The sequence below is a fragment of the Xanthomonas sp. WHRI 1810A genome, from assembly GCF_040202885.1.
Classification (GTDB): Bacteria; Pseudomonadota; Gammaproteobacteria; order Pseudomonadales; family Pseudomonadaceae; genus Aquipseudomonas.
The window spans coordinates 183,572-190,676 of the sequence record NZ_JBEGED010000014.1 but is presented as its reverse complement, the minus strand read 5'-3'; the positions used below and the strand labels follow the sequence as shown (position 1 = coordinate 190,676).

Annotated in this window: 5 protein-coding genes; 2 read left to right on the top strand and 3 right to left on the bottom strand. The window is 63.6% G+C overall.

The window, feature by feature from the left end; all coding sequences use genetic code 11:
• The first annotated feature begins 289 nt into the window (after nucleotides 1-289).
• On the top strand, nucleotides 290-1,549 hold the full coding sequence (locus ABQX22_RS20270; protein ID WP_349801633.1) for a 3-phosphoshikimate 1-carboxyvinyltransferase: 1,260 nt from the start codon (nucleotides 290-292) through the stop codon (nucleotides 1,547-1,549).
• Nucleotides 1,550-1,720: 171 nt separating this feature from the next.
• Nucleotides 1,721-2,608, top strand: a complete 888-nt coding sequence (locus ABQX22_RS20265; RefSeq protein WP_349801632.1) for a DUF2242 domain-containing protein — start codon at nucleotides 1,721-1,723, stop codon at nucleotides 2,606-2,608.
• A 167-nt stretch (nucleotides 2,609-2,775) separates the two neighbouring features.
• On the opposite strand, the gene ilvA is transcribed toward ABQX22_RS20265, so the two are convergent.
• The 3 genes from ilvA to ABQX22_RS20250 all read right to left on the bottom strand — a co-directional run bounded on the left by ilvA (nucleotide 2,776) and on the right by ABQX22_RS20250 (nucleotide 7,099).
• A complete protein-coding gene (ilvA, locus tag ABQX22_RS20260; protein ID WP_349801631.1) occupies nucleotides 2,776-4,329 on the bottom strand; it encodes a threonine ammonia-lyase, biosynthetic in 1,554 nt (517 codons plus the stop codon).
• Between the two features lie 582 nt (nucleotides 4,330-4,911).
• Complete coding sequence (locus tag ABQX22_RS20255) at nucleotides 4,912-5,937, bottom strand: AraC family transcriptional regulator (protein ID WP_349801630.1); 1,026 nt, start codon at nucleotides 5,935-5,937, stop codon at nucleotides 4,912-4,914.
• Nucleotides 5,938-5,956: 19 nt separating this feature from the next.
• Nucleotides 5,957-7,099: a nitrilase-related carbon-nitrogen hydrolase gene (locus tag ABQX22_RS20250; protein ID WP_349801629.1), complete on the bottom strand. Its 1,143-nt coding sequence runs from the start codon at nucleotides 7,097-7,099 to the stop codon at nucleotides 5,957-5,959.
• Between the last annotated feature and the right edge of the window lie 6 nt (nucleotides 7,100-7,105).

The following is a 7,105-nucleotide window of genomic DNA, read 5'->3' as shown; positions in this document are numbered from 1 at the left end:
AGCGGTAGTTCAGTCGGTTAGAATACCGGCCTGTCACGCCGGGGGTCGCGGGTTCGAGTCCCGTCCGCTGCGCCATACACAGCCTCAAGGCCTTGAACTCCTTGATGCGACAAAGAAAGCGACCTCCGGGTCGCTTTTTTTGTGCCTGCGATTCCGCTGTGTCGAGGTCGTTGTCGAGGCTGGCGCGATGCCTTGCTGCAGACGCCGTCGAGAAGTGACATGATTGCCGGCTGTTAAAGCGGCTCGGCACGCTGCCTGATTTTCGTTTTTGGAGAGCTGGACAATGGGCATGAACCAAACCATCACTGTGATTCCGCCAGGCGTACCCTTGACCGGGCATGTGACGCCCCCCGGCTCGAAATCAATCACCAACCGCGCACTGCTGCTGGCCGCGTTGGCCAAAGGCACCAGCCATCTGCGCGGCGCGCTGAAAAGTGACGACACCCGGCACATGTCCAACGCGCTGCGGCAGATGGGCGTGACCATCGACGAGCCGGACGACACCAGCTTTGTCGTCACCAGCACCGGCCAACTGCAGGTCCCAAGCGAGCCGCTGTTTCTCGGCAACGCCGGTACTGCCGTGCGTTTTCTGACCGCAGCCGTCTGCACCGTGCAGGGCCGTGTCACGCTGGACGGTGACCACTACATGCAGAAACGCCCCATTGGTCCTTTGCTCGAAGCCCTGCGCAAGGGCGGACTGAGCGCTGAAAGCCCCACCGGCTGCCCGCCTGTGGTGATTGATGGGGCGGGCACCCTCAAGGCGAACCGCTTTGAAATCGATGGCGGGCTGTCCAGCCAGTACGTTTCGGCCCTGTTGATGGTGGCCGCCTGTGGCGACGCACCCATCGAAGTGGCACTGACCGGCAAGGACATCGGTGCTCGCGGTTACGTCGACCTCACGCTGGCCTGCATGCGCGCGTTCGGTGCTCAGGTCGAGATCGTCGGCGACGGCTTGTGGCGCGTGCTGCCCACCGGTTACACCGCCTGCGATTACCACATTGAGCCCGACGCCTCGGCTGCCACCTACCTGTGGGCCGCCGAAGCGTTGACCGGCGGCAAAATCGATCTGGGCGTTGCCGCCGACGCGTTCACCCAGCCTGACGCCAGTGCGATGGAGATCATCGCGCAATTTCCGCACATGCCGGCGGTGATCAATGGCTCGCAGATGCAGGACGCCATTCCTACGCTCGCCGTCTTGGCGGCCTTCAACGAGACGCCGGTGCGCTTTGTCGATCTGGCCAACCTGCGGGTCAAGGAATGTGACCGTGTCCAGGCGCTGTACGACGGCTTGAACCAGGTGCGCGCAGGGCTGGCCAGCGTCGAAGGGGATGACCTGCTGGTGGCGGCGGACCCAGGACTGGCGGGCACCCATTCCCACGCGCTGATCAACACCCATTCAGACCACCGGATTGCCATGTGCTTTGCGCTGGCGGGGCTGAAGGTGTCGGGTGTGCGCATCCAGGACCCGGACTGCGTGGCCAAAACCTACCCGGGTTACTGGCGCGCGCTGGAGTTTCTCGGGGTGCGTCTGGAGCACGGCAGCGTTTGACGTTCCCCATGCATGACGGGCGCGGCGGGGCGGCGCCGATGCCCTCCCGCCCGTCATGGTGTATCCGGATGGTTGCAAACTGTGCGTTGATCCTGCGCGGTCGATGTTGCAGACTTACCGGCGTTTTCTCTGCCTGGCAGTTCTGCCGGCCGTTTTCTTTCAGGATGTTCGATGTCTAAATTACTGAGCTTTCGTACCGCATGCTGGGCGATTGCCCTGCTGGCCGCTGCAGGCTGCTCGTCCAAGAAGCAGACGGTCTACGAGCATGAAAATTTCGACGACGCCGGGACATTCTCGCGCAAATACCCGGTGGCTGATTCCGCTACGTGCGAGGCAGCACGGCGCGCCTTGCTGAGCCAGGGTTACATCATCACCAGCAGCGATCCGAAGATCATCAGCGGTCACAAAAGCTTCCAGCAGACCGGCGAAACCCACATGGAGATCAGTTTCAATGTGGTGTGCGCGGCAGACGGCAACGACAACAGCGCCACGATGTTCGCCAACGCCCTGCAGGACCGCTACGCACTGAAGAAGGTGAACAATTCGGCGAGTCTGGGGGTGGGTGTGCTGGGCTCGGTGTCCATGCCGATCGGCTCGACCGACGATTCGATGGTCAAGGTCGGCAGTGAAACCGTGGCATCGCCCAAGTTTTACGACCGCTTCTTTGCGCTGGTAGAGAATTTCCTTCCGCCGGAAGTGAAAAAAACCGCGCACATCGAAGAGAAACCCAAGACGGACCTGGGTATGCCGGAAGCGCCGGCCCAGGCACTGAAGCCCGCGGCCTTGAACGAGCAGACACCAGCGCCGACAGCGCCTGCGGCTCAAGCGCCAGCCGCGCAAGCTCCTGCAGCCGCGACCCCACCGGTCAGCCCGGCACCGCTGGCCACCCCGGCGACAGAACCTGCATCCACGGGCGTTCAAAGCAGCGAGCCAATGCCCGCGCCGAGCGAGCCCGACCCGTTCCAGCCTGAGGCTGCCACGCCTGAGCCGACGCCAGCGCCTGCGGTTGAACCCGCGCCAAGCTCCGCGCCGTCTACGGAAACGGCACCGGTTCAGTAAACGCGGAATAGCGTTCGCCCCGTCTTGCAAATACGCATGATCTGTAGGAGCGCGCTTGCCCGCGATGACGGTGTGTCAGTCGCCTTAAAGGTATCTGATACACCGCAATCGCGGGCAAGCGCGCTCCTACAGGTTTCGCGTAGCGCATCAACGTCCGACAGTTCCCGTCAGCCGAGAAACAGTTTGTAGGCCGGGTTGTTGGTTTCGTCCCAATACGGATACCCGATCTCCGCCAGCGCCGCCGGCACCAGGTGCCGTTCGTCTTCGGGCACCACCAATCCTGCCACCACCCGACCGTCCGCCGCGCCGTGGTTGCGGTAGTGGAACATCGAGATATTCCATTGCCCACCCAGCTTGTTCAGGAAATTGAACAACGCCCCCGGCCGTTCCGGGAACTCGAAGCGGAATACCATCTCGTCACTGACCCGCTCCGCATGCCCGCCCACCATGTGCCGCAAATGCAGCTTGGCCAATTCGTTGTCAGTCAGGTCCAGCACGGGAAAACCTTGTTCTGTGAGGCTCGCAATCAGCGCCTTGCGCGGGTCGGTGTCCGGGTGGGTCTGCACGCCGACGAAGATGTGCGCCTCACGGTCGGTGTGGTAACGGTAGTTGAATTCGGTGATCTGGCGTTTGCCGATGGCCTCGCAGAAGGCCTTGAAGCTGCCCGGCTGCTCGGGAATGGTCACCGCGATGATGGCTTCGCGGCCTTCGCCCAGTTCGGCGCGCTCGGCGACGTGGCGCAAGCGGTCAAAGTTGACGTTGGCCCCCGAATCGATGGCGACGAAGGTCTGCCCGGTCACTTCGTATTGCTCGGTGTACTTCTTGATCCCGGCCACGCCCAGCGCGCCGGCCGGCTCGGTGATCGAGCGGGTGTCGTCGTAGATGTCCTTGATCGCTGCGCAGATTTCGTCGGTGCTGACCGTGATCACTTCGTCGACGTAGTGCTGGCAGATGTCGAAGGTGTGCTTGCCGATCTGCGCCACCGCCACGCCGTCGGCGAACAGCCCGACCTGTTGCAGCACGACTCGCTCACCGTAGGCCATGGCCTGTTGCAGGCAGTTGGAATCGTCCGGCTCGACGCCGATCACCTTGATCTCCGGGCGCAGGTATTTAACGTACGCCGCGATCCCCGCAATCAGCCCGCCGCCGCCCACCGGCACGAAGATCGCGTCCAGCGGCCCCGGGTGCTGACGCAGGATTTCCATGGCCACCGTGCCTTGCCCGGCGATGGTGTCAGGGTCGTCGTAGGGATGAACGTAGACGTAGCCTTTTTCCTCAACCAGCTTCAGGGAAAACGCCAAGGCCTCGGGGAAAGAGTCACCGTGCAGCACGACGATGCCACCCCGGGAGCGCACGCCTTCGACCTTGATCTCCGGCGTGGTCTTGGGCATCACGATGGTGGCCATCACGCCCAGCGTCTTGGCCGCCAGCGCCAGCCCTTGCGCGTGATTGCCCGCCGAGGCGGTGACCACGCCCCTGGCAAGCTCTTCGGCGCTCAGTTGCGCCAGCTTGTTGTACGCGCCGCGGATCTTGAAGGAAAACACCGGCTGCAGGTCTTCGCGCTTGAGCAGGACCTGATTGCCAAGGCGCTCGGACAGTTGCCGCGCACCGTGCAGCGGGGTTTCCACGGCGACGTCGTAGACGCGGGAGGTGAGGACTTTTCGAGCGTAATGATTGAGCAGATCGCCAGCGGCTGCCGCAGTGTCGAGCACGTGGTTCATCGCGTCGGCCCCGTGAAACGCTCGCACTTGAGCAGGTTCAGGCAAACAGCGGCGAGGGAAGGGCGGATAAAAGTCATGTCTGGCTCCTGGTTCGAATGTGGCCCCGGAGACAGAAAGAAAAAACCCGCCTCGAGGGCGGGTTGGGTGCAAACGTCGGCTAACCCGCCATGACTGGAATGGCGGTAATAATGAGGCGGCTGACGAAATGCTTGGTTACGTTCATGGGCTGAAGGTAATGCGATTGGTGTTGGGACGTCAAGCATCGTGGGAGGGCGCTTGCTCGCGATGGGGGTGGCTGGCGCGAGAAACAGGTGTCGGATGCAAGGGACAATCGCGAGCCAGCTCCCTCCCACAAAGGGGCACCGGCATGCTATCGCGGGCAAGCGCGCTCCTACAGGTTTGCAGCGCGCCTTCATTTTTCCGTCATCAGGGCGCTCTAGAGTGTGGCCAGACGAAACGAAGAAACCCGCCACGAGGGCATGCGTTATGGACGAGTATCAAGAAGAGCTTCTGGACTACAAAGCGTACGAACTGGACCCTGTCGAACCGGCGGATGACGCCACCGAGCTGTAGGAAAACAGCTCAGGGGGTCAGACGCTGGCTGCGACGAAACTCCCCTGGGGTCTGGCCGTTCCAGCGTTTGAAGGCGCGCTGGAAGGCTTCCGCCGACGCGAATCCCAACAGATAGGCGATCTCGCCGAACGCCAGTTCCGTGTCGCGGATGTAGGTCATGGCCAGGTCGCGGCGGGTGTCATTCAGAATCGCCCGAAAGCGCGTCCCTTCGTCGGCCAGTTTGCGGCGCAACGTCCAGGTCGGCAGTTTCAAACGCGCCGCCACTTCCTCCAGGCCGGGCTCGCGCCCTCCATTCAATAACGGCCCCAGCAACCCGGTGATGCGTTCGCGCAGGCTGCGGGTGCGGGTCAGCTGTTCCAGTTCCCGTTCGCACAGCAGCACCAGATGTCGCCAGGTGCTCGGGCAATGCTCCGGGTTGCGCAGCCCCAGGCTGAGTTGGCTCAGGCGCAACTGATTGACGCCGGCCCCAAAGTTCACCGGATGCTCGCTCAAGGGCGCGTACTGCGCGGCGTAGGCGGGCGCCTCGAACTCGATGTCGATCTGTTCTGCGCGCAAGGCGCTGCCGGCCACGGCGGATAACTGCTGCAGCCAGCTGCTGAGAATCGAATCCACCACGAAGCGGTTGTAGTCGTTGTAGGGGCTGATGGAATAGAAGCGCAGCCATGCGCCGTCGGCCTCTTCGTGAAAGCTCGAGTGCCCGCGGTAGTTGGAGCCGTACAGCGCTTCGAAACGGATCAACGTGCGTGCCGCTTCCCGCACGGTGGGGGCCTGGGCGGCGGCGACACCGGCGAGCCCCGCCTGACTGATCCGGCTCACCTGGCCCATGCGCAACCCCAGCGCAGGTTCCCCGGTCAGCTGGATGGCCGAATGCCCCAGGCGCATGTAGCGCGGGATCGACAGCCTGGCCCCGGCCTCGCCAAGCCGCGCCTCATCCAGCCCGTACTGTGCGAGCAATGGCGCCGGGTCCTGGCCGAGACTGAGCACGGCATCCGCCAGGCTGTGAACGAAGCCCACTGACAAATCACCCAGACGCATCCGCGTTGCCGTCATCGCGTCATAACCACAGGTTGATCAACTGCGCGCCATGCCCCGGCTTGACGCCCTTGGGGGTGGCGAGGGCCGACTGTTCGGCGATGCTTCGACCGCTGCGGTTGGCAAAACTGTGCCCGGCGCTGCCCTGGTCCCAGAACTGGCCGCGCATGAACACGCTGATCCCCGCCTGCGCAGCGTTGACCGGCGCCAGGGTCAGGCGGCGCCAGGCTTCGCCTTCGGTGAGCGGGGCCGGTTCGACACCCAGTTCATCGGCCAGGTTGTCGGCGCGCCAGGGTTGCGACCACGCGCCACGGCCGACCACGAACGCCGGGACCGCAATCAGTGCCGCGCCGTTTTCGTTAAGCCGTGCGTAATTGCGCGGGTACCAGCTGTCACTGCCGATCAGCGTGCCCAGGCGCCCGGCCGGGGTGTCGATCACGTTGAGCGGCGCGTCCTTGCCCGAGCGGATATAACCGCGCTGATAATTCACCGGGAACAACTGGCGCTGCGGCTGACCGATGGGCAAGCCGTCCCGGCCGAACGCCACGCTGCAGTTGTACAGCGCGCCGCTGCCGATCTGCAGTTGGCCGTTTTCCACAGCCGGGGCGGGCAGCACGATGGAGCCTGCCACCAACGTCACGCCGAATTCTTTGGCCAGACCGCCGAATACCCGCTGGTAGTCCCGGGCCATGCTGGCCGCTTTCATCCGGAAGCGCGCGTCATCGAGCCGGTGCTCGCCCTTGGCATGCAGCAGGGCGCTGACGAATGCCAGGGGGTTGCTGACCGCCAGCCAGTTCAACGCTTCATCGACGGTGGTGGATTGATAGAACTGGGATTTTTCATCCACCGCAAACAGCCAGGTGCCCACGTGCTCGGGCAGCACGACGACGGTTTTATCGTTGATCAGCCCCTGGTCCCGCGCTTGCTGCAGGTACGCCGCGAACTTGCGGTGCAGGCGCGCAAGGCTCTGGTAATCGGAGGGGAACAGCTCAGGCTCGATGCCCAGCAGGTTGCCGCGATCCCCCGGTTGACCGTCGTTGATCACCAACTGGATGCGCAGATCGGCCAGGTAGTGGCCGGCGTGACGCTTGCCGGTCCACAGGCCGTAGCTGACCAAGAGGATCACTAGCAGCAACGCGGTGGACAAGCCGAGAAATTTACGCATGTGGAA

Excerpts from the sequence above, each read along its gene's own strand:
- ABQX22_RS20255 (WP_349801630.1), bottom strand. The coding sequence starts at position 5,937 with ATGCGTCTGGGTGATTTGTCAGTGGGCTTCGTTCACAGCCTGGCGGAT.
- ABQX22_RS20265 (WP_349801632.1), top strand. The coding sequence starts at position 1,721 with ATGTCTAAATTACTGAGCTTTCGTACCGCATGCTGGGCGATTGCCCTG.
- ilvA (WP_349801631.1), bottom strand. The coding sequence starts at position 4,329 with ATGAACCACGTGCTCGACACTGCGGCAGCCGCTGGCGATCTGCTCAAT.
- ABQX22_RS20250 (WP_349801629.1), bottom strand. The coding sequence starts at position 7,099 with ATGCGTAAATTTCTCGGCTTGTCCACCGCGTTGCTGCTAGTGATCCTC.
- ABQX22_RS20270 (WP_349801633.1), top strand. The coding sequence starts at position 290 with ATGAACCAAACCATCACTGTGATTCCGCCAGGCGTACCCTTGACCGGG.